Origin of the sequence: Sphingomonas sp. PSPC2-2 (assembly GCF_049897725.1) — a bacterium.
GTDB lineage: Bacteria > Pseudomonadota > Alphaproteobacteria > Sphingomonadales > Sphingomonadaceae > Sphingomonas.
In genome coordinates this window covers 91298-112201 of sequence record NZ_JAFCWU010000008.1, presented here as the reverse complement: position 1 = coordinate 112201, position 20904 = coordinate 91298, and the positions used below count along the sequence as shown (strand labels likewise).

Annotated in this window: 16 protein-coding genes; 9 read left to right on the top strand and 7 right to left on the bottom strand. The window is 64.1% G+C overall.

All coding sequences use genetic code 11. The annotated features are described in order from the left end of the window. Positions 1-68: 68 nt before the first annotated feature. Together ACP7BY_RS15100 and ACP7BY_RS15095 are read right to left on the bottom strand one after the other, a co-directional pair. Positions 69-1496 (bottom strand): porin, encoded by a 1428-nt coding sequence (locus tag ACP7BY_RS15100; protein WP_052192060.1) that lies wholly within the window; start codon positions 1494-1496, stop codon positions 69-71. 111 nt (positions 1497-1607) lie between these two features. Further along, positions 1608-2573, bottom strand: a complete 966-nt coding sequence (locus ACP7BY_RS15095) for a PQQ-dependent catabolism-associated beta-propeller protein (RefSeq protein ID WP_033963533.1) — start codon at positions 2571-2573, stop codon at positions 1608-1610. A 147-nt stretch (positions 2574-2720) separates the two neighbouring features. Between ACP7BY_RS15095 and pedF the strand changes: the two genes are divergently transcribed. The 4 genes from pedF (at position 2721) to ACP7BY_RS15075 (ending at position 6677) form a co-directional block, all read left to right on the top strand. Continuing rightward, positions 2721-3134, top strand: a complete 414-nt coding sequence (pedF, locus tag ACP7BY_RS15090) for a cytochrome c-550 PedF (protein ID WP_052192066.1) — start codon at positions 2721-2723, stop codon at positions 3132-3134. 4 nt (positions 3135-3138) lie between these two features. Next, complete coding sequence (locus tag ACP7BY_RS15085) at positions 3139-3993, top strand: substrate-binding periplasmic protein (protein ID WP_126845452.1); 855 nt, start codon at positions 3139-3141, stop codon at positions 3991-3993. A gap of 123 nt (positions 3994-4116) precedes the next feature. Then, a complete protein-coding gene (locus tag ACP7BY_RS15080) occupies positions 4117-5904 on the top strand; it encodes a methanol/ethanol family PQQ-dependent dehydrogenase (RefSeq protein WP_171010502.1) in 1788 nt (595 codons plus the stop codon). Positions 5905-6068: 164 nt separating this feature from the next. Beyond that, the gene (locus tag ACP7BY_RS15075; protein WP_231564900.1) at positions 6069-6677 is read left to right on the top strand and encodes a LuxR C-terminal-related transcriptional regulator; all 609 of its coding nucleotides are present in this window, start codon (positions 6069-6071) and stop codon (positions 6675-6677) included. 2 nt (positions 6678-6679) lie between these two features. Here ACP7BY_RS15075 and ACP7BY_RS15070 read toward each other — a convergent pair whose 3' ends face one another. The 4 genes from ACP7BY_RS15070 to adh form a co-directional block, all read right to left on the bottom strand. Then, positions 6680-8935: a hybrid sensor histidine kinase/response regulator gene (locus ACP7BY_RS15070; RefSeq protein WP_033963529.1), complete on the bottom strand. Its 2256-nt coding sequence runs from the start codon at positions 8933-8935 to the stop codon at positions 6680-6682. Next, positions 8935-10113: an FIST N-terminal domain-containing protein gene (locus tag ACP7BY_RS15065; protein WP_052192057.1), complete on the bottom strand. Its 1179-nt coding sequence runs from the start codon at positions 10111-10113 to the stop codon at positions 8935-8937. Before ACP7BY_RS15065 ends, ACP7BY_RS15070 begins: the two co-directional genes overlap by 1 nt. 34 nt (positions 10114-10147) lie before the next feature. Beyond that, entirely contained in the window at positions 10148-10540 is a 393-nt protein-coding gene (locus ACP7BY_RS15060; RefSeq protein WP_033963528.1) for a DUF779 domain-containing protein, read from the bottom strand. 94 nt (positions 10541-10634) lie between these two features. Continuing rightward, the gene (gene adh / locus ACP7BY_RS15055) at positions 10635-12155 is read right to left on the bottom strand and encodes an aldehyde dehydrogenase (RefSeq protein WP_033963527.1); all 1521 of its coding nucleotides are present in this window, start codon (positions 12153-12155) and stop codon (positions 10635-10637) included. A gap of 196 nt (positions 12156-12351) precedes the next feature. Between adh and ACP7BY_RS15050 the strand changes: the two genes are divergently transcribed. From ACP7BY_RS15050 to ACP7BY_RS15040, 3 genes are read left to right on the top strand one after another with little or no spacing between them, the layout of a single operon-like run. Then, entirely contained in the window at positions 12352-12819 is a 468-nt protein-coding gene (locus ACP7BY_RS15050) for a pseudoazurin (protein ID WP_052192054.1), read from the top strand. 1 nt (position 12820) lies between these two features. Continuing rightward, positions 12821-13120: an EthD family reductase gene (locus tag ACP7BY_RS15045; protein WP_033963526.1), complete on the top strand. Its 300-nt coding sequence runs from the start codon at positions 12821-12823 to the stop codon at positions 13118-13120. Then, entirely contained in the window at positions 13120-15627 is a 2508-nt protein-coding gene (locus ACP7BY_RS15040; protein ID WP_137902699.1) for a TonB-dependent receptor, read from the top strand. Before ACP7BY_RS15045 ends, ACP7BY_RS15040 begins: the two co-directional genes overlap by 1 nt. A 124-nt stretch (positions 15628-15751) precedes the next feature. Here the strand turns inward: ACP7BY_RS15040 and ACP7BY_RS15035 are convergent, their stop codons facing one another. Next, on the bottom strand, positions 15752-17059 hold the full coding sequence (locus tag ACP7BY_RS15035; protein ID WP_033963525.1) for an MFS transporter: 1308 nt from the start codon (positions 17057-17059) through the stop codon (positions 15752-15754). Positions 17060-17132: 73 nt separating this feature from the next. On the opposite strand from ACP7BY_RS15035, the gene ACP7BY_RS15030 reads away from it, so the two are divergent. Both ACP7BY_RS15030 and ACP7BY_RS15025 read left to right on the top strand, forming a co-directional pair. After that, entirely contained in the window at positions 17133-18263 is a 1131-nt protein-coding gene (locus ACP7BY_RS15030; RefSeq protein ID WP_033963565.1) for an ROK family transcriptional regulator, read from the top strand. A 97-nt stretch (positions 18264-18360) separates the two neighbouring features. Then, entirely contained in the window at positions 18361-20871 is a 2511-nt protein-coding gene (locus tag ACP7BY_RS15025; protein WP_137902700.1) for a TonB-dependent receptor, read from the top strand. Positions 20872-20904: the final 33 nt, after the last annotated feature.

Below are 20904 nucleotides of genomic sequence, written 5' to 3'. Positions count from 1 at the left end.
CTTTCAAAATAGGACGGGTGGCGAGATGGGTTCGATCGAACCGCCCCCGCCACCGCATAGTTGCACAATTAGAAGAACAGGATCGACCCGACCGATACGGTATTGGACTTGGCCTCGTTCGGGCCCTGCGCCTCCGCCTTGGTATGGATATATTCGGCGAGCAGCGTAACCCAGCTCGTCAGGCCGTAGCGTAGCTGTCCAACCCAGCTGCTATTCTTGTCGAGCAACGTCGGGTTGACCTCGCCACGCGCGAGATCGAGCTTGCTCTGCCCATAGCTCCCCGCGACCGTGAACTTGTCGAAGGTCAGGCTGGCCTGACCGTAAAAGCCGCTGCTGTCACGCTTGCGCCCGAGCGCATCGGTCGAGAAGACGAACAGCGCCGTCGTCCCCAGCCCCGACCCGCCATAATAATAACCGAGCACATTCAGCGGACCATAGCCGAGCTTGCCACCGACATCGAAGCCGCTGCCGGTATAGCTCGGCGCGCCGGCAAAGCCGTCATGCTTCTGCGTAATGCCCGACGCCCACAGGTGACCCGTGAATGTGTCGGCCTTGAAGTCATAGGTGACCTTACCCTGAAAACCGGGCGTGCCGTTGACCTCGGCCCCGCCCGTCAGCGTCGACAACGGCTGGAAGATTCCGGCCGACGCCTGAAAGCCGCCGAACACGGGCGTGGTGTAGGTGATCTGCGGCTGGAAGTCGGTGTAGATATAGCCGATCCCGATCCGCCCGAGCGAGGTGTTCGACGGGCCCGCATTGCTGCCCGGCGTGCCGACCGACAGCAGGGTGATATCGTTCAGAATCGCATCGGACCCGAACAGGCCGATGTCACGCCCGAGCTTGAAGGTGCCGAGATGCGGCTTGCCGATCGTCATATAGGTCTGCCGGGCATCGATCCCTGCGGTCGCCAGCGCGACTGGCGCACCGGCGGCGTTGGCACCATTGCCGCCGTACGAATTGCTGTTGATGCCGGGATAGAAGCCGAAGTGCGCGGCAATGTCCCAGCCGCCCTGGTTGGTCGACACGTCGAGCCCGAAGATGCCCGGCAGCAGCCCGTTGCGGATCGCCGAACTGTTCTGCGGGCCGGTATTGGCGAGACCGCCGACGACCGTCGTGCCGGCAAGGCGCTTATCGGGCGAATCATGCGTATAGAAGGCGTTGACCGAGCCCGAGAACTTCACCGTCACGCCGCCGACTTCCATGCCGATCCCGCTGCTCGTCATCCGCACCAGCCGTTTGTCGTCGAGCTGCGCGACAGCTGCGGTCTGCGGCTCGGCGGTCGGGTTGGTCGCGACTGCAGCGGGTTGTGGGGCGGGTGGCGCGGCGGGTGGCTTGCGCGCGATCAGATCGTCATATTCCGCCTGCGTCAGGATGCCCTTCTCCTTCAGCCGCAGCAGCAGGGCGCTGGTCGTGTCGTCTTGCGCGAATGCGGGCGTCGCGCCCGCCAGCAATGCGGCCGCGCAGACCGCCTGCAGCAATGTTGTGGTGCCCCTCACGGATATCCTCCCCCTGATAGCGGCCCGCCTTTCGCGGTGCCTGTGCGCCAACGCTGCGCCCGCGGCGGCGATCGGGGAATTGGACTTTGGTGCGTGGTGCGCGGCGTCCGATCAGGGCGCGACGACGACGCCCCAGGGCGCGCGGCCCACAGCAATCGTCGCGATCACGGCCTTGGTCGCGAGATCGACCACCGAGACATTGTCCGAAAGTCCATTGGCCGAAAAGACGCGGCTCCCTGCGGCATCGATCGCGGAGTGCCACACGCGCCGCCCGACCGGGATGTATCCGGTCACCGTCGCGCTCGCGACGTCGACGATTGCAAGCGTATCGGCGCGCCCCAACGCGACGACGGCCTGCTTGCGGTCGGGCGTGAAGCGGATACCGACCGGCATGATCTTGTCCTTGAACACCCCCGGGGGCGCGAAGGCGATCGTTTTGGTCACCGCGTGGCTGGTCGTGTCGAGAATCTGCACTTCGCCACCGATTTCCGAACTGACCCACAGCGCCTTGCCGTCGGCGGTGAATTCGGCGTGGCGCGGGCGCATCCCGACCGCAGTCTGCGCAAAGTCCTTGTGGCTGGCGAGATCGATCCAATGCACCGAGTCATCGGTCTCCGAGGTCGAGACAACCGTCTTGCCGTCGGGGCTGACCGCCATCCCTTCGGGTTCGACCCCGACATCGACTTGCCAGGCGACGACATGCTTGGCGACATCGATCGCGGTCACCGCAGCGTCGCGTTCGTTCGCCGCGAACAGCATGGTACCGTCGGGCGATAGCGCGAACTGCTCGGGGTCCTCGCCCGACGGCAAGTCAGCGACGACCTTGCCCGTCGCGCGGTCGATGACTTGCACGGCATTGTCGTCGCTCGCGCAGACATAGAGAAACTTGCCGTCGCGCGAGAGGACGATGCCGCGCGGGCGCTTGCCGATCGGCCAGGTCGCCACGACCTTGAGCGACGTCGCGTCGATCACGGTGATACTGTTTCCCTTTTCATTGGAGACGTAGACCGTCTCGGCGCGCGCACTCCCCCCGAAAGCGAGAGCGCAAAGCAAGGGCAGGGTAAGACAAATCCGCATGAGACGGGTCTAGTCCAATCGCGCGCGGGCGCATGCTGTACCTAAGTGCAATAGGGTCGCAGGCCTGCACCCGCCTACATCCCCGACTCAATCGCGAAGACCGCGAAAGCCGTGGAGAGGAAGCCGATGAAGATCCCCAGCCTGTCGATGCTCGCTTTGCTTGTGGCGACGGGACTTGCCACCGCGCTGATCGGCAATGCGGTCTTCGCGCATGGCAATGTGCTGCCGCAACCGGTCGACACGAGCGCCCTGCCCGACATTGGCGAGGCATGGCTCGTCAAAAATCCGTATCGCGGCAATGCGACCGCGATCAAGATCGGCGAATCGGCATATGGCCAGAATTGCGCCCGCTGCCATGGCCTTGAAGCGATGTCGGGCGGCATTGCGCCCGATCTGCGCTATCTCGATGTCGGCGAAGCGGGCGACGAGTGGTTCATCAATCGCTACCAGCATGGCTCGGCGCGCGACGGCAAGGTCTATATGCCGCCGCTCGGCGATGTTCTCGGGCAGAAAGCCGGCTGGGCGATCCGCTCCTGGCTCGACACCAAGCACCAGGATTAGTGCCATGAACCCGGGCTTTACCCGACGTGGCGTGATTGCCGGGATCGGCGCGGCTGCGGCGCTCCCCGCATTCCCGGCGCGCGCGGCGTCGCTCGAAAAGATCCGGAGCGCTGGCATACTGCGCATCGCGGTCTATCGCGATTTCGCGCCTTGGGCGTGGTTGGAAGGCGCAACGCTGCGCGGGATCGACGTCGATCTCGGTACTGCAATCGCGCACAAGCTGGGCGTCAGGCCCGAGTTTCGGGACTTCCTTGCGGGCGACGATGTCGACGACGACTTGCGCAACATGGTGTGGAAAGGCCCCGCCACCGGCGGCACGCTGTCGGACATCATGATGCACGCGCCGTTCGACCGCGCCTTTGCGTTGCGCAACGATCGCGTCGTGATCGTCGCACCCTATTATCGCGAGAGCTTCGCGATCGGCTGCGGCCGCGCGGTCGATTGCGAGGATCCGCCGGCCCGGTTCAAGGGCCACAAAATTGCGGTCGAGCTCAACAGCATTCCCGATTTTTACATGAGCGGCCAATTCGGCGGCGCGCTGCGCAGCGACGTCGTGCACATGACCAGCGGCATGGTCGCGTTGGACTCGGTCCGCGAAGGCAAGACCGATCTCGCAATGGCGACGCGCGCGCAAGTCGAGCACGCGCTGTCGAAGGGCGGCGACGCGATCGTTGCGCGCAAGGGGCCGATCCCGGCGCTGACCAGCCCGGGTTGGGACATCGGCCTGGCGGTGAAGGACGACAGCCGCGATCTCGGCGACCGGCTCGACACTCTGCTTCCCGAACTGATTGCCGACAAAACCGTTCCGGCGATCTTCGACCGGTACGGCGTGACGCTGCGCGCGCCGCTCGCATCGTGACCGCCGCCTAGGCCCAAGGTCCAATTGGCGGGCGCGCGTACCGTGATAGCGTGAAGCGATCGTACTGCAGCAGCAGCCGACCTCGCCGGAAATGGCGGGCGTAAAGAACAACCAGGGGAGAAGATGATGAAGCGCATTGTGCGACAGACGTCGATTTTCGCAATCGGAAGCGCGCTGCTCGCGGCACCGCTCGTGGCGGCACCCGATGCCGCACCGGGGGAGGCCGCTGCGCCGGGGGCGGCGGTCGGCCCGACCGATGCAGACTTGATGAACGACGCCAACACCCCGGGCGACGTGCTCACCTACGGCATGGGGCCGCGCGCACAGCGTTTTAGTGCGATCTCCACGATCAACGCCGACAACGTCGCCAAGCTCGTTCCCGCTTTTGCCGCCTCGCTTGGTGGGGAGAAGCAGCGTGGGCAGGAATCGCAGCCGCTCGTCTATGACGGCACGATTTACGTCACCGGCTCCTATTCCCGCGTCTTCGCCTTCGATGCGAAAACCGGCGAGGAGAAATGGGAATATGACGCGCGTCTGCCCGATGCGATCGTGCCGTGCTGCGACGTGGTCAATCGCGGGGCAGCGATCTACGGCGACAAGATCATCTTCGGCACGCTCGACGCCCGGCTCGTTGCGCTCAACCGCAACACCGGCAAGGTCATCTGGAACAAGCAGATCGCCGACTACAAGGCCGGCTACAGCTTCACCGCCGCGCCGATGATCGTCCACGGCAAGATCATCGTCGGCAATTCGGGTGGCGAATTCGGCGTGATCGGCGAGATCCAGGCGCGCGACGTCAACACCGGCGAGCTGATCTGGACGCGTCCGACGATCGAGGGGAACATGGGCACCCTGGGCGGCAAGGAAAACGGAATGACCGGCAAGCTCAATGCGAGCTGGCAGGGCGACCAGTACAAGCAGGGTGGCGGCGCGACGTGGTTGGGGGGCACCTACGATCCCGATACCAACCTGATCTACATGGGCACGGGCAATCCTGCGCCCTGGAACAGCCATTTGCGCCCCGGCGACAATCTCTACACCGCCTCTACGCTCGCGATCGATCCCGACACCGGCCAGATCAAATGGCACTATCAGACCACACCGCACGACGGCTGGGATTTCGACGGAGTCAACGAATTGATCCCGTTCGACGCGATGCGCGGCGGAAAGATGATGAAGCTCGGTGCCAAGGCCGACCGCAACGGCTATTTCTTCATTCTCGACCGCACCAACGGCAAGTTGCTGCAGGCCACCCCGTTCGTCTCAAAAACAACTTGGGCGACAGGCTATAACTTGAAGACCGGCAGGCCCAATTATGTCGAGGCCAACCGACCCGGCCCGCCCACCGCGGAAAAGGGAACGACCGTGTTCGCGGCCCCCGCCTTCCTTGGTGCCAAGAACTGGATGCCGATGTCGTACAGCCAGCAGACCGGTCTGTTCTACGTGCCCAGCAACGAATGGGGCATGGATATCTGGAATGAGCCGATCGCCTACAAGAAGGGTGCGGCGTTCCTCGGTGCCGGCTTCACGATCAAGCCGCTCTATGAGGATCATATCGGTGTGCTCCGCGCGATCGATCCGGCGACGGGAAAAATCGCGTGGGAATATAACAACAAGGCACCGCTATGGGGCGGCGTGCTGAGCACGGCAGGCAACCTCGTGTTCACAGGCACGCCCGAGGGATATCTCAAGGCGTTCGACGCCAAGAGCGGCAAGGAATTGTGGAAGTTCAACACGGGATCGGGCGTGGTCGGCACGCCGATCACCTGGGAAACCGATGGCGAGCAATATGTCGCGGTGATGTCGGGCTGGGGCGGCGCGGTGCCTTTGTGGGGCGGCGAAGTCGCCAAGGCGGTGCAGCACATCAATCAGGGTGGTGCGCTGTGGGTGTTTAAGCTGCCGAAATCGTGAGCGGCACGGCTCTATCCGGCGTCGAGCGGAGCCGTGCGGCGGGGGTGGCGAATGCCGCCCCCGTTTCGCTTTCCCGCGCAATCGGACTACGCTCGGCAAGCGGAACGGCGCAACAGGGGGATCTGGATTACGTGGAACGCGTGCTCATCGCCGACGACCATCCGATGGTGCGCGATGGTTTGCGCACCGTCATCGCGGTGGCGTTCGATCAATGCGAGCTGTTCGAGGCCTCCTCGCTCGACGAAGCCAGCGCGGTGATCGCGCGCGAGGGCGATTTCGACTTGGTGCTGCTCGATCTCAACATGCCCGGCGCGGTCGGCTTTTCCGGGCTGATCGCGCTACGCGAGCGCTTCCCCTCGGTACCCGTGGTCATCGTCTCGGCGGCGCAGGAGCGCGGTCTTGCACGCGGTGCGCTGGCGGCGGGGGCGGCCGGGTTCATCCCCAAATCGCTGCGGCGCAGTGCGATCGTCGATGCGCTCAAGACCGTACTCGCGGGGGATTTCTATGCCCCGGAGATGGACGAGATCGAGGCCGCCGAGACGCTCGAGGATGCCGACATCCAGCGCCGCATCGACAGCCTGACGCCGCAGCAAAAGGTCGTGCTGCGGCTCGTCGTCGCGGGCAAGCTCAACAAGCAGATCGCCTATGAGCTCGATGTCTCGATGACGACGGTCAAGGCGCACGTCTCGGCGATCCTCGCCAAGCTCAAGGTGTTCAGCCGCACGCAGGCCGTCATCCTCGTCAACAAGGTGAAATTCGGGACCGACGCCTGACATTACTGCGTGAGCCGCGTGATCAGCGCGCGGAGCTGCGCGGGCTTGACCGGTTTCTGCAGGACGTGGAAGCCCGCCGCAGCCAGATGATCGCGCAATTCGGGGGTACGATCGGCTGTGATGATAATCGCGGGGATCGCGGCACCCTCCGCAGCCCGCAAGCCCTCAATCGCGCCGACCCCGGTCTGGCCGTCGTCGAGGTGATAGTCGGCAATGAGGAGATTGGGCCGCGAGATGTTGGCTTGCGCTATCCCGGTCGCCATGTCGCGTGCGTTCAGCACGGTGCAGCCCCACCCCTCGAGCAGAGCCGACATGCCTTCGAGGATCAATGTCTCATTGTCGATCACGAGCACGACCCGATCGTTGAGCGGCCCGCTGCGCGATGGCGCGACGGTATGCGACACGTGCGCGCTGGGCGTGCCGAGCGGAACCTCCACCCCGAAGCGCGAGCCCTCGCCGAGCGCGGAGCGGACGGTCAGCGCATGGCCGAGCATCCGCGCCGCGCGCTGAACGATCGCCAGCCCCAGCCCCATCCCGCGATCACGCCCATGCTCGCCGATTCGCCGGAATTCCTCGAAGATCTCGACATGATGCTCGGGCGCGATCCCCGGGCCGGTGTCGATCACCTCGACCTGCAGCATTTCACCCTCGACGCGAACCGAGACGTCCACCGACCCGGCCTGGGTATAGCGTAACGCATTGCCGATGAGGTTCTGCAGAATCCGCCGCAACAGGCGCGGATCGGAGCGCACCCAGAACACACCGTCATCGATCCGCAGCGTCAACCGACGCTCGCGCGCGACGGGTGCGAATTCGGCTTTCATGCTGCGCAGCATTTCGTCGAGCGCGAAGTCGATCGGCTCGGCGACGATCGCACCGGCATCGAGCCGGGATATCTCGAGCAGCGATTCGAGCAGATCCTCGACCGAATCGAGCGCCGACCCCGCCTGGCGCACCAGCGCGCGCGTCGGCAAGGCGAGCCGCCGGTCACTCAAGGCGGCGACAAACAGCCGCGCAGCGTTGAGCGGCTGCAACAGATCGTGGCTCGCCGCAGCGAGGAAACGCGTCTTGGAGATATTGGCTTGTTCGGCTGCAGTCTTGGCGTCGCGCAGTGCCGCCTCGACCGCGAGGCGCTCGGCATTTTCGCGGCTGAGCTCGCGATTGACCGCGTTGATGTCGGCGGTACGTTCCTCGACACGGCGTTCGAGCGTCTCGTTGGTCTCGCGCAGCCGCTCGGCGGCGCGCAGGCTTTCGGTGATATCGCCAAAGCTCATCACCATCCCGCCATCGGGCATGCGTGCACGGTGAACCTCTACGACCTTGCCGCTTCGGTAACGTCGGAGCGAGACGGCATCGCGCACGCCGTCTTCGAGCCAAGCGAGCGGCAGGTCTGGCTCCATCGGTCCGTTCAACGCCACACATCCCGCGACCAACCCGTCATGCGTCGCGACGATCGCGATCCCATCGGCGGGCAGACCGATTACTGCGAGCAGCGGATCGTTCCACGCGACCAGCCGACGCTCGGCATCGTAGACGCACACGCCCTGCGGGATCGTATCGAGCGTCGCCTGGAGGATCGCGCTCTTCTCGGCGAGTTCACGCGCGCGCAGCCGCGCATCCTCGGCCTTCACTTCCGTGATGTCGGTATAGACGCCGACGATCCCGCCCTCGCTGGTGCGCAATTCGTTGATCTGGATCCAGCGGCCGTCGGCAAGCGCGTGGACATGCCCGCCGCTCGCGACCATGCGCTGCGCCATCCGCTCGGACACCCAGCGGTCGTGTGCGACCATCGCCCCAAGCGTGGTGCCGTCCTTGCCGATCATGTCGGTGATTTCGGAAAAGGAGATTCCGGGGACGATCCGGTCGGCGATCTTGGGCCACAGGCCGAGATAGGTCTGGTTGCACAGCACAAGCCGATCATCGGCATCGAAAATCGCAAAGCCTTCGTTGATGCTCTCGATCGCATCGCGCAAGCGGCGTTGCGCATCGTCGGCCGTCTCCTTGGCGATCCCGAGCGCCGCGTTGCTGCGCGCCAGCGCGTCGAGCGCCTGTTCCAGATCGGCGGTACGCTCGCGCACCTTGCCCTCCAGCGAGATCGCGGTTTCGAACAGCGAGAAGGCATTGCCCTGAAGATCGGTTGAGCGTTCGACGCGGTCGATCAGAGCGGTGTTGATGCGCTTGAGTTTGACGATCTCAGCCTCGAGCGCCGCGATCCGCGCGGCATCGTGGCTTTGGGGCACGGCGATCCGCGTTGCCATCAGTCCCCCCAGCCGATCGCCAGGCCGCTGAAGGTCTGGTTGACGTGGAGCGCGTGGAACTGCTCGCCATAGGTGTTGAAGCCAGTGACGCGCCGTTCGACGAACATGCGAGAGACTTTGCGGGTCAATTGCCGCTGTTCGGCCTCGATCTTGTTGAGCACACAGTCGAACCCGACGATCCGGTCGATCCCACCGACACTGCGGTCGAGATCGTCGAACAAAGTGCCGAGCCCGTCGAGAATGTTGCGTGCCTCGCCCAGCGTCAGCACAACACCTTCGTCGATCGCGCAATAGAAGGTCAGACTGCCGTCGGGATTGGCCGACTGGATCGATCGGACATAATATTCGCCGCCGGCGCGCACCATCGGCGGGTGCGAGGCAAAGACTGCGGGGCCGAGCTGGTTGACGGTCGTCCCGGTCAGCCGGGCATATTCCTCCGCCGCCGGTTCGGCGTTGATTTCGGTAACGACGCGCCCCACCGGATCGGCCCCGGTGATCACCATCTTGACCTGTCCCGGCGCATAATGCTGCGAGCGAAACACCTGCATCGGTCGCGCCGAGGACAGGATCGCGACGAGCGCGGCATCGCGGCGGAAGGCACCGTCCTGGAAGATGAAGGTCTCCTTGAAGTCGAGCCCGTCGCCGGAAGATCCCCCGATCAGGGGGATTTCGCCAAGCGCATCCTGCACGGTGACGGTGAGCATCTCCTCGCGGTGCGACAGCCCGTCGACCAGGAAGATCGCGGCGCGCGTCACCTCGGGACCAAGCGCGTCCGAGGCGGCGGTCGATTCGGCGACCAGCGCGCGCACGACGCTTTGCGCACGGCTGGCATCGAACGAATCGAGATGATCGAAGCGGACAGCGTTGAGCGTGAAATCACTCGCCGGGAAACCGATCGCAGCGATCGTGCCCTCGGCGATGCCTTCCGGAGTAATTTCACCCGAAGAGGTGCATCCCACCACGCACAGCCCTTCGCTACGCCGGTTGATCGCCTCGGCCAGCCCATCGAGCGCGTAGCGACTGGAGCTGAAGATCAGCACGCCGGCAAGCGTCATCGGGTCGAGGGCAGCAAACAGCGCCTGCGCTGCGGCATCGGGATCCGCAAGCCGCGTCGCAGCGGTACGGACCGGGGAACGCAACCGCGCGGGCGGGGGGGCATCGAGCATGAGCGGCATCATGTCATGCCTGCACGGGTGCGTCGATTGCCATGGATCATCCGGCACCGCAGACCGGCACGCCCGCCGCGTCGAGCGCATCGACCTCGGCGTCGCTGAAGACGCGGCTGCGGATGATGAAGCGCAGTCCCTCGGGCCCCTCGAGCGAAAACCCCGCGCCGCGCCCGGGCACGACATCGATCGTCACCTGCGTATGCCGCCAATAGGCGAATTGCGCGGCACCGATCCACACCGGCACGTCGTCGGCGATACGCCCCAGCAAAATGTCCTGCCCACCGACCCGAAACTCGTCCGCAGGGTAGCACATCGGTGCCGATCCGTCGCAGCATCCCCCGGACTGGTGGAACATCACCCGCCCGTGGATCGCGCTCAGCCGATCGATCAAGGCGATCGCGGCGTCGGTTGCGAGAATACGGGCAGGTGGCGTCACGCTCGGCTCCTGAAACGCGGGAAAAAGCGGCGGGTCCGAAGACCCGCCGCAGCCGACGGCCAAGGGAACAGACCGCCGGGCTTCGGTCGATACGCTAGAAAAACCCCATCGGCTTCGGACTGTAGCTGACGAGCAAATTCTTGGTCTGCTGATAGTGATCGAGCATCATGCGATGGTTCTCGCGCCCGATCCCCGATTGCTTGTACCCGCCGAACGCAGCGTGCGCCGGGTAAAGATGGTAGCAATTGGTCCACACCCGTCCGGCCTGGATCCCGCGACCCATGCGATAGGCGCGCGTTCCGTCGCGGGTCCAAACCCCCGCGCCGAGCCCGTAGAGCGTGTCATTGGCGATCGCGAGCGCGTCGGCATCGTCCTTGAACGGCGTCACCGCCACCACCGGGCCGAAGATTTCCTCCTGGAAGACGCGCATCTTGTTGTTGCCCGAGATGATCGTCGGCTTGACGTAATAGCCGCCGCCCAGATCGTCGCCATGCTGCGCGCGCTCGCCGCCCGTGAGGATCTTCGCTCCTTCGTCGCGCGCGATATCGAAATAGGACAGGATCTTCTCGAGCTGGTCGTTCGACGCCTGCGCGCCGATCATGGTCGAAGGATCCAGCGGGCTGCCCATCACGATCTTCTCGACGCGGGCGACCGCCTTTTCCATGAAGCGGTCGTAGATGCTTTCATGCACCAGCGCGCGGCTCGGGCACGTGCACACCTCGCCCTGGTTGAGCGCGAACATCGCGAACCCTTCGAGCGCCTTGTCGAGGAAATCGTCGTCCTGATCCATCACATCGGCAAAGAAGATGTTGGGCGACTTGCCCCCGAGCTCGAGCGTGACCGGGATCAGATTTTCGGTCGCATATTGCATGATCAGGCGGCCAGTCGTGGTCTCGCCGGTAAAGGCGATCTTGGCGATGCGCGGGCTCTGCGCCAACGGCTTGCCCGCCTCGACGCCGAAACCGTTGACGACGTTGAGCACACCCGGCGGGAGCAGATCGCCGATAATCTCCATCAAGACCATGATCGACATCGGCGTCTGCTCGGCTGGCTTGAGCACGATGCAATTGCCGGCGGCAAGTGCGGGCGCGAGCTTCCACACCGCCATCAGGATCGGGAAATTCCACGGGATGATCTGGCCGACCACGCCCAGCGGCTCGTGATAATGATACGCGACCGTGTCATGGTCGATCTCGGAAATGCCCCCTTCCTGCGCGCGGATGCAGCCTGCGAAATAGCGGAAATGGTCGATCGCGAGCGGAATGTCGGCGGCGGTCGTCTCGCGGATCGGCTTGCCGTTGTCGATTGTCTCGACCATCGCGATCAGCGGCAGATTTGCCTCGATCCGGTCGGCGATCTTGTTGAGGATCACCGCGCGTTCGGCATAAGAGGTGCGGCCCCACGCGTCCTTCGCCTTGTGCGCGGCGTCGAGTGCGAGATCGATGTCTTCCTTGGTACCACGCGCCACCTGGCACACCGTCTGGCCGGTCACCGGCGAGGGATTGTCGAAATAGCGCCCCTGCACCGGCGCGACCCATTGGCCGCCAATGTAATTGTCATAAGTCGAGCGAATCGCGACCTTGCCTTTCAAACCTTCGAGCGCCTGGTGCAGCATAGTTTCTCTCCTGGATATGAGCCCGGTGGCTGACACCAATGCGGGCTATCTGCCTCTATTGTGCCCAAAACCCTCGACCGCGCTATTGCACCAAAGGGCAATTTGCGGACCGTCAGTCTGCCTCCATGCTCGCTCGCGATAACCAAGCGTCCGCTGCCAAGGCCGAGCGCCCGCGCGAGACGATCGTGAGGAGAAGATGATGTCGAGACTGATCGCCGCCGCATTGTGTCTGACTGCCGCGCTGGGAGCGACCGGCGTAAGTGCGAAGGCACCCAAGACCGTGCCCGCCAAGACGATCGTCGTCGAGATGAGGGATAGCGGCCCCGAAGGCGCGATGGTGTTCGTCCCCGCCTTCGTGAAGGCCAATCCGGGCGACACAGTACGCTTCGTGCCGACCAGCCCGGTGCACAATGCCGAGCTGATCCCCACGATGCTGCCCGCCGGCGTCACGCCGAGCAAAGGTGCGATGGGCAAGTCTTTCGATCTCGTTGTCACCACGCCCGGCATCTACGGCATCAAATGCGCACCGCATTATTCAATGGGGATGGTCGCGGTCGTGCAGGCCGGCGACGGCCCGTCCGCCAATCTCGCCGCCGCGCGCGCGGCCAATCTCCCGCCCTTCGCTAAGAAGCGGATGGTCGGCTATCTCGCAAAGGCGCGCTGACATGACCACCTTGCTCGTCACCTATCCCCGAACCGACGGCGCGACGTTCGACCTGGATGCCTATCTGGACCGGCATCTGCCGCTCGTACGCGATAGTTGGACGCGGTATGGGCTGACCCGCGCCTCCGCATTTATTCCAGAGGAACCCGCTCCGGCCTATGCGGCGGTCGCGGTGCTCGAGTTCAGCGATGGCGCGGCGCTCGACGCCGCGCTGGCATCGCCCGAGGCGGCCACGGTGTTTGGCGACGTCGCCACCTTCACCGACATTGCCCCCGTGCCGCTGCGCTGTACGGCCCGGTGATGGACGGGAGCGCGAAGTCGGAGGGCCCGATCGCGGTGCGGCTGTTCTCGCGCGTCGGCATTGCGGGGGCAGCGCTCGTCTTCCCGCTCGCCGCCTTTGCGCAAGACCAGACCGGCCCCGATATCGTCGTCACCGCCACGCCCCTGTTTGATGTCGGCGAGGGCGCGCTGCGCTTTCCAGCGCAGACCATCAGCGACGAGCAGCTCCAGCGCGCGCATGCCAATGACCTCACAGACTATCTCAAGCGGCTGAGCGGTGGCGTGTTCGTCAATGAAATGCAGGGCAACCCGCTTCAGCCCGACATCAACTATCGTGGCTTCACCGCTTCCCCGCTGCTCGGCACGCCGGAGGGGTTGTCGGTCTTCCTGGACGGCGTTCGGCTCAACCAGCCGTTCGGCGATATCGTCAGCTGGGACCTGATCCCCAAATCAGCAATCCGCTCGGTTAGCCTCGTGCCGGGCTCGAACCCGTTGTTCGGGCGCAACTCGCTGGGGGGTGCGGTATCGATCCGCACCAAGGACGGCAACTCGGACCCCGGCTACCTGCTCGATGTCGGCGTCGGATCGTTCGCACGCCGCACGCTCGAGGCGCAGGCCGGGGGCGCGATCCGCGGCGGGTTCGACTGGTTCGTCAGCGGCAACGCCTTTCACGAGCGCGGCTGGCGCGCCTTTTCGACCTCCAGCGCCTATCAGGGATTCGCCAAGTTCGGCTGGTCGAATGCGACGACGCATCTGCAGCTTTCAACGAGCTACGCGGACACCGACCTCAACGGCAACGGACTGCAAGAACAGCGCCTGCTCGCCGCCGATCGCCGCAGCGTCTACACCCAGCCCGACGTCACGCGGAACCGCTCGGGGCTGGTCAATCTGACCGCAAAGCACACCGTATCGGACGCACTGTCGCTGTCGGGAAACGTTTATTGGCGGCGGATCAAGACCCGCACCTTCAATGGCGACGTCAACGACAATGCGCTCGGCGAAAATCTATACCAGCCCAACGCCGCCGAGCGCGCCGCCTTGGCTGCGGCCAACATTAGCGGCTTTCCGCTAAGTGGCGAAACGCAGGGCAACACGCCCTTCCCGCGCTATCGCTGTATCGCCGAGGCGCTGCTCGACACCGAGCCCAACGAAAAATGCAACGGCCTGATCAACCGTTCGGCGACCGACCAGCGCGAATGGGGCGCGAGCATGGAGGCAACACTTACCGCGACATTCGCCGGGCTGCACCAGACGCTAACGTTCGGCGCGAGCTATTCGGATAGCCAGGCCGACTTCGCGCAATCCGCCCAATTCGCCTATTTGACTGCCGAGCGCGGCGTGGTCGGCGTCACTGGCCCGGGTGCGTTTGCCGACGGGACGCAGCAATCCGAAACCGCGTTCGACGCGCGCGTCGACCTGCACGGTCGGACCACCAATCTCGGCCTCTACGGCACCGATTCGCTGATGCTGACCGGCACGCTGCGAGTCGATCTGTCGGCACGCTACGATCGCACGAGCGTCGGCAATCGCGACCGGATCACGCCCGTTGCCGGAACCGGTTCGCTGACGGGCGATCATCGCTTCTCCGCCTTCAACCCCGCTATCGCCGTCGCCTGGATGCCGTTCAAGCAGCTCGGCTTCGATGCCGCGATCGCGCAGACCAGCCGCGCGCCCTCGGCGATCGAGCTCGGCTGCTCCGATCCGGCAAGCCCGTGTCGGCTGCCCAATGCGTTGGCAGGGGATCCACCGCTCAACCAGGTGACCGCGACGACGCTTGAGGTCGGCGTACATGGCAGCACGCATGGCCCCCTCACCTGGCGCATCGGTGCCTTTCGCACCGACAGCCGCAACGACATTCTATTCGTCGCGAACGACGCCGCAGGCTTTGGCTATTTCCGGAACTTTGGCCGCACGCGGCGGCAAGGCGTCGATCTGGATGCGACCGCCACGTTCGGTGCAGTTCGGCTTTCGGGCCATTATACCTGGCTCGACGCCACGTACCGCAGCAGCGAGCACGTCGGTGCCTCGGGCAACAGCAGCAATGACGGCGTCGCCCCCGGGTTTGACGGCACGATCGCCATCAGCAGGGGAAATCGCATTCCGCTAATCCCGCGTTCGATCGCCAAGGCGGCGGTCGGCTGGGATCCGATCAAGCGCCTGTCGCTCGATGTTGACGTTATCGCTGTTTCGGGCGTCTTTGCGCGCGGCAACGAGAACAACGCGCATGTGCCCGACGGCGTTTATTACCTCGGTGCCGGGAGCACGCGACCGTATGCGGTCATCAATTGCGGTGCCGAACTGCACGTTACCAGGGCCGTCACGCTGACGCTCCAGGTGAACAACCTGCTCGACAAGCAATATGCCACCGCCGCGCAGCTCGCGGCGACTGCATTCGACGGCACTGGCCGTTTCGTAGCGCGCCCCTTCGCCACCCCGGTGATCGGCGGCGAGCGCCCGCTATTATCCTCGACCTTCTACGCACCCGGCGCGCCGCGTTCGGTGCAGGTCAGCGCTCGCATTCGACTTTGAGCGGAGAGAAGACAGGTAAGGCGTCATCGCCAGAAGACAGGCGAAATGCGCTTAAATTTCATAGACTAAGCCACGTGCCGGCAAAGAAGCGTCAGCCTCAGATTTCGGTCATGAACCGAGGCATTCATCGGCGTCTGGAGGAGGCAAACTGCAAGTACAAGACGCAGATCGCACCCAGGACAGGAATACCAAGCGCGCCCGACAGGACAAATGAAGGCGAAATCGGCGGACATAATGGGCAAACCGGGAGGAGCTTGGCGACGAGGACGGCAAGCAACGCGGTGCCCAACCCGGACGCGGCCTTCAACGTCGCGACGAACAGCCCGATCGGAAAGGCTTCGCCGACAATCCCGTTGCCGCGTTCCGATTGCACGCTCATCGCCAGAAGCGCCCAGATGGCGGTGTTCATGCCCGCCTGGCTTCCGCCAAGCAATGCGAGAAAGATCATGCCAGCGGTCGAGGTCAGGCTGAACGCGAAGCAGCCAATCGATAGGATGAGGCCAATATGAGATACGGCCAAGACAGTGCGCGTCGGAATGTGCCGCGCGACGATCATCCAGAGAGGTAGCGCAACGCCCTGGCCAAACGTCATACTGGCGAGCGCCCAACCCGCCCAGGCCGTGTCCCGCATCACGGCGTGGCCGAAGAACGGAAGCGCGCGCGAGAAAAAGGGGATCAACATGCTCTGGATGGCGACGACACACAGCGCGAAGCGATAGGCAGGATTGGCAAGCAAACGTCGCAGCATCGTTATGGCCGGGACTTTAAGCGGCTTTCTTTCGCCATCCGCGAGCCGCGCGGTCGCGATTTGCGCGAAGATCAAGGTCGATGCGTAAAGGGCACCGCCGACGACGCCGAAGATGACAAAGGCATGGCTGCGCCCCGCCTGATCGCCGATTGCCAGAACCTTGGCCAGCGCCAAACCGACTCCGCTCCCGCCAAGCGCGCTGAAGATAAGACGCAGCGCGGAGACGTCTCCGCTATCCCGCTCGGTTCGAACGACTCGCAAGAGCAGGGTGTTATGCCCGACATCGCCCAGCGTGTAGCCGATCCTGCTTCCGACGACGGCGGCGACGGTTAGGGCGGTGCCGCCAAATCCTGGTGCTGCGAAAATGAGCGCGAAACCGGCACCGCACAATGGCGCCGCGACCCGGATCAGGCGTGCTTGCGCATCGCGCCGTCCGGTCCAGTCGGATCGATAGGAAATCGCCAGATCGGCCAGGCCGTCCCACACCATCAGCGACGCGAGCAGTGCACCGGCATACGCTGCAGACAGGCCCGCATTGAACACGAGAAAATAGAGCAGGACGCTCTCGAAGGCGTTCCAGAGGAAACTCTTGCCCAGATTGCCCGAACTGTAAGCGAGCTTGGTCGAGAGCGGAATCGGCTCGGTTGGCAGGGATACGCCCGAAGGCTGGGAGAAGCGGGACATGGCCCGATCGCCATAAAGGGCTCACCCTTCATTTTTTTGACGCACTGCAATTATATAATCGGGCGTTATGCGCATGTCTTCGCCCACCAGGCTCATTCTCAGCGAAGCGCAGCGGCGCGTCGTGCAGCATTTGCGCATCCATGGCCCGACCGCGCGCGTGCACCTCGCCCAAACGCTCGGCATCAACCCCGCCACCTTGACGCGGATTACGCAGCAGCTCGCCGACATGCAGCTTGTCGAGGATATTCCGACGAATTCCGAGACGGGTCGCGGACGCCCGACGATTCCCGTCGCGATCGCCGGCGATGGCGGATGGTCGGTCGGCGCGACCGTACACCCGGGATGGCTTGAGCTTGTCGCAATCGATTTTCGGGGCGAGATTCTGTTCGAGGATACGCTGCCTTTTACGCAAAATGATCCGAGGGTTTTCGCAAGGACGGTCGAGGCGCGACTGCGCACTCTGGTCGCGCAGCGCAGCTTTATGCGGGGCCGCTTCCTGGGCCTGGGCGTAGCGGTCGCGGGGTACGCGATCGATGGCGATCGTAACCGTCGCGCGGTCGTCGATTGGATCGCGCCGTGGGACAATATTCCGTTGCGGGAGGTTCTAGGCGATGTGCTGGGCATGCCCGTGTGGATCGAGAATGATGCGGCTGCGGCGGCGCTGGCTGAATTCTATCGCCCGGAAATCATCCGCCAGCACCGTTCGATCCTCGTCTTCTTTCTCGGCCACGGTGTCGGCGGCGGCCTGATCGCGGAGCGCGACCTGTTCTCCGGCGAGTTCCACAATGCGGGCGAGGTCGGACGGCTCTTTCCGGGCAGCGAACCAAGGCCGTCCGGGGTCGATCTTCTGGAAACCCTGCGCCGGGCAGGTGCCGATGTCGCATCTCTCGCCGACCTGCACGGCCTTTTGGACCCGTATCGCGCGGTTTTCGACACATGGATCGCGCGTGCTGCAAAGCAACTGACCGCAGCCACGCATAGCGGCGTCGCGTGGCTGGACCCCGGCGCGGTGGTCATTTCAGGCGCGCTGCCTCAATCGGTCCTGGATAGGCTGGCGGCGCAGGTGACCGAGCATTGCAATCGCCTTTTCAGCGGGCTCCGTGCGCCAACGCCACAGATCTACGCATCCCGCCTTGGGAGTAAGGCCGTCGTGCTGGGTGCCGCGCTCGCTCCGCTCCACGACGTGCTTGAAAGTAGGCGTTGACCGCATTTGGAACTCTCTGATTTAATTTCATGAAATCAATTAAAACTGTCACCGAACCCGACGAAAGCGCCCCTCGAACAAATTCAAGGGGATTATCATGCGAATCAAGACAAGCCTGCTCACCAATGCCGCCGTCCTGGCGCTCTTTGCCGGTGGCCCGGCGCTGGCCGAGACCGCGCCCGGCGACCAGGCGAACGCCGCGGCTCCCGCTAAGGCCGAAGCCGAACAGCCGGTCGATATCGTCGTCACCGGATCTGCTCGCGCGCAACGGCGCTTCGACGTTTCCTACGCGGTCAATTCGCTTTCTTCGGACGATATCAAGAAGCTCGCGCCCCAGAGCATGGCGCAGCTGCTCAGCGTCGTCCCGGGCATCCAGGTCGAGTCAACCGGCGGCGAAGTGCAGAACATCACCCGCGTGCGCGGCATTCCGACCGACCGCGGCTATCTCTATTTCCAGCAGGACGGCCTGCCGCTGTTCCACGATCTCGACGGGTATTTCTTCAACGCGGGCGACGGGATGAACCGTCCCGACCTGATGACCCAGCGGGTCGAGGTCGTGCGGGGCGGCCCGGCACCGATTTATGCGAGCGGTGCGGCCGCGATCGCGAACGTGATCACCCGCACCGGCAGCGATAAACCGCAGGGCGAGGCGCAGGTGACGGTCGGGACCACCGGCCTCTACCGGCTCGATGCCTATCAATCGGGACCGCTGGGTCACGATACCTATTACGCGGTCGGCGGCTTCCTGCGACAGAATGACGGCTACCGCGATGCCGGCTTCCCGTCCGATCGCGGCGGGCAGATCCGCGCGAACTTGAAGCATGATTTTGCGAACGGCTTCGTCAAGCTCTCGGGCCAGTACACCAACGACAGCAACATCTTCTATCTCTCGCTGCCGACTGCCGATCCCCGCAATCCCTCCGTCAGCCTCAATCCCTACCTCAATTCGCTGACGGGTACGCTCGACACCCCGGCGCTGCGCTCGGTGAACATCGCGTATCGCAACGGCGCGGGCGTTGTGCAGAATCAGAGCGGGGATCTCGCCAATGGCCGACATATGCGCTTCGGCAACGCCCAACTGGATTATGAGGGTGACTTCGGCGGGTGGCACGTCTCCGCCAAGGCCGGTTATACCGAGGGGCGCTCGCACTTCGATGCTCTGTACACGACCTCCAATCCGCTGGTCGCCACCACCTTTGCAAACAGCAATCTGGCGGCGGCGCAGGCGGCGTTCGGCAATGTCGCGTATCTGGGCTATGCCTTTGCGGGCACCAACGGTGCCTCGCTTTATGATCCCGCCAGCCAGTCCGGCCTCGTGCTTTCGGCGCAATATCGTTCGACCGACGCGAAATTCTATTCCGGCCAAGGCGACGTGAGCGTCACGCGCAAGTTCGACACCCCCTTGGGCAGCCACGATATTCGCGTCGGCGTCTATGGCGCGGACTGGGGCAGCAGCGTCTTCGCCGTCTATCAAAACTACCTGCTCCAGGTCACGTCGCAGCCGAAGACCTTGGACCTCGTCGCTTACGGGGCCGATGGATCGGTCAAGGGCTATGTCACCGACAATGGCGCGCTGAACGACGCGGCGTCGCTGGTCGGCGGCAAATATGATGCGCAGATGGTCGCGGTGTACGGAACCGACACATGGGACATCACCGACCGCCTGCGGATCGACCTCGGCCTTCGGCAGGAATGGTACAGCTATAACGGCTTTTCCCAGACCACGGGCTCGTACAATCTCGGCAATGCGGCGACGCTCGCCGACAATGCGACGCGAGGCTTCACCGGCGCGATCGTCACCACGAAATTCAAGCCCAAGGCGACGAACTGGACGGCGGGCGTGAACTACGATCTCAGCAGCCGCTTCGGCATTTACGCGCGCGCATCGCAACTCGAAGTGCCCGCTTATGCGTCCGCCGTCGCGATCACCGGTTCTTCGTTCACCGCATCGAAGGCAAAGCTCTACGAGGCAGGGGTGAAGGCGCTGGTCGGGCATTCCTACCTGTATCTCACCGGTTTCTATACCAAATTCGATCCATTGAGCGCCAGCTTCACCACCTTCAACCCTTCCACCGGGCGCAGCGACCAGATCGTCGCCTTCGTCGGATCGGCCGAAGACAAGGGCATCGAGGCGGACGGGCTTTTGCGGGTCGCGGGTCCGTTGTCGGTATCGGGCGCGGTTACGGTGCAGGACCCCAAATACATCAACTTCACCAGCACCACGGGGGCTAGCGCCGGCGCAGTGGCCGGCAAGCAGATCGTGCGGCAGCCCAAAATCTACGGAAACATCCGTCCGAGCCTCGATTTCAAGTTCCATGGTGGTGACCGACTGAGCGTCTACGGACGCTACGATTACGTCGGAAAACGCTATGTCGATGTGACGAACACCACCGCGCTGCCGGCCTATGGCTATTTCAGCGCAGGCATGACGTTCGATCATGGACCCTGGAACTTCCAGATCGTCGGCGACAATGTCACCAACGCGCATGGCCTGACCGAGGGCAATACCGCAGGCGACACTCTGTCCGGTCAGGGCACGCCCGACGCGATCTTCGGCCGTCCCCTATGGGGCCGCAATGTCCGCTTCGTGGTCGGCCTGAAATGGTGATCGTTCCACGCTGACCTGTCGGCCCGGACGGGA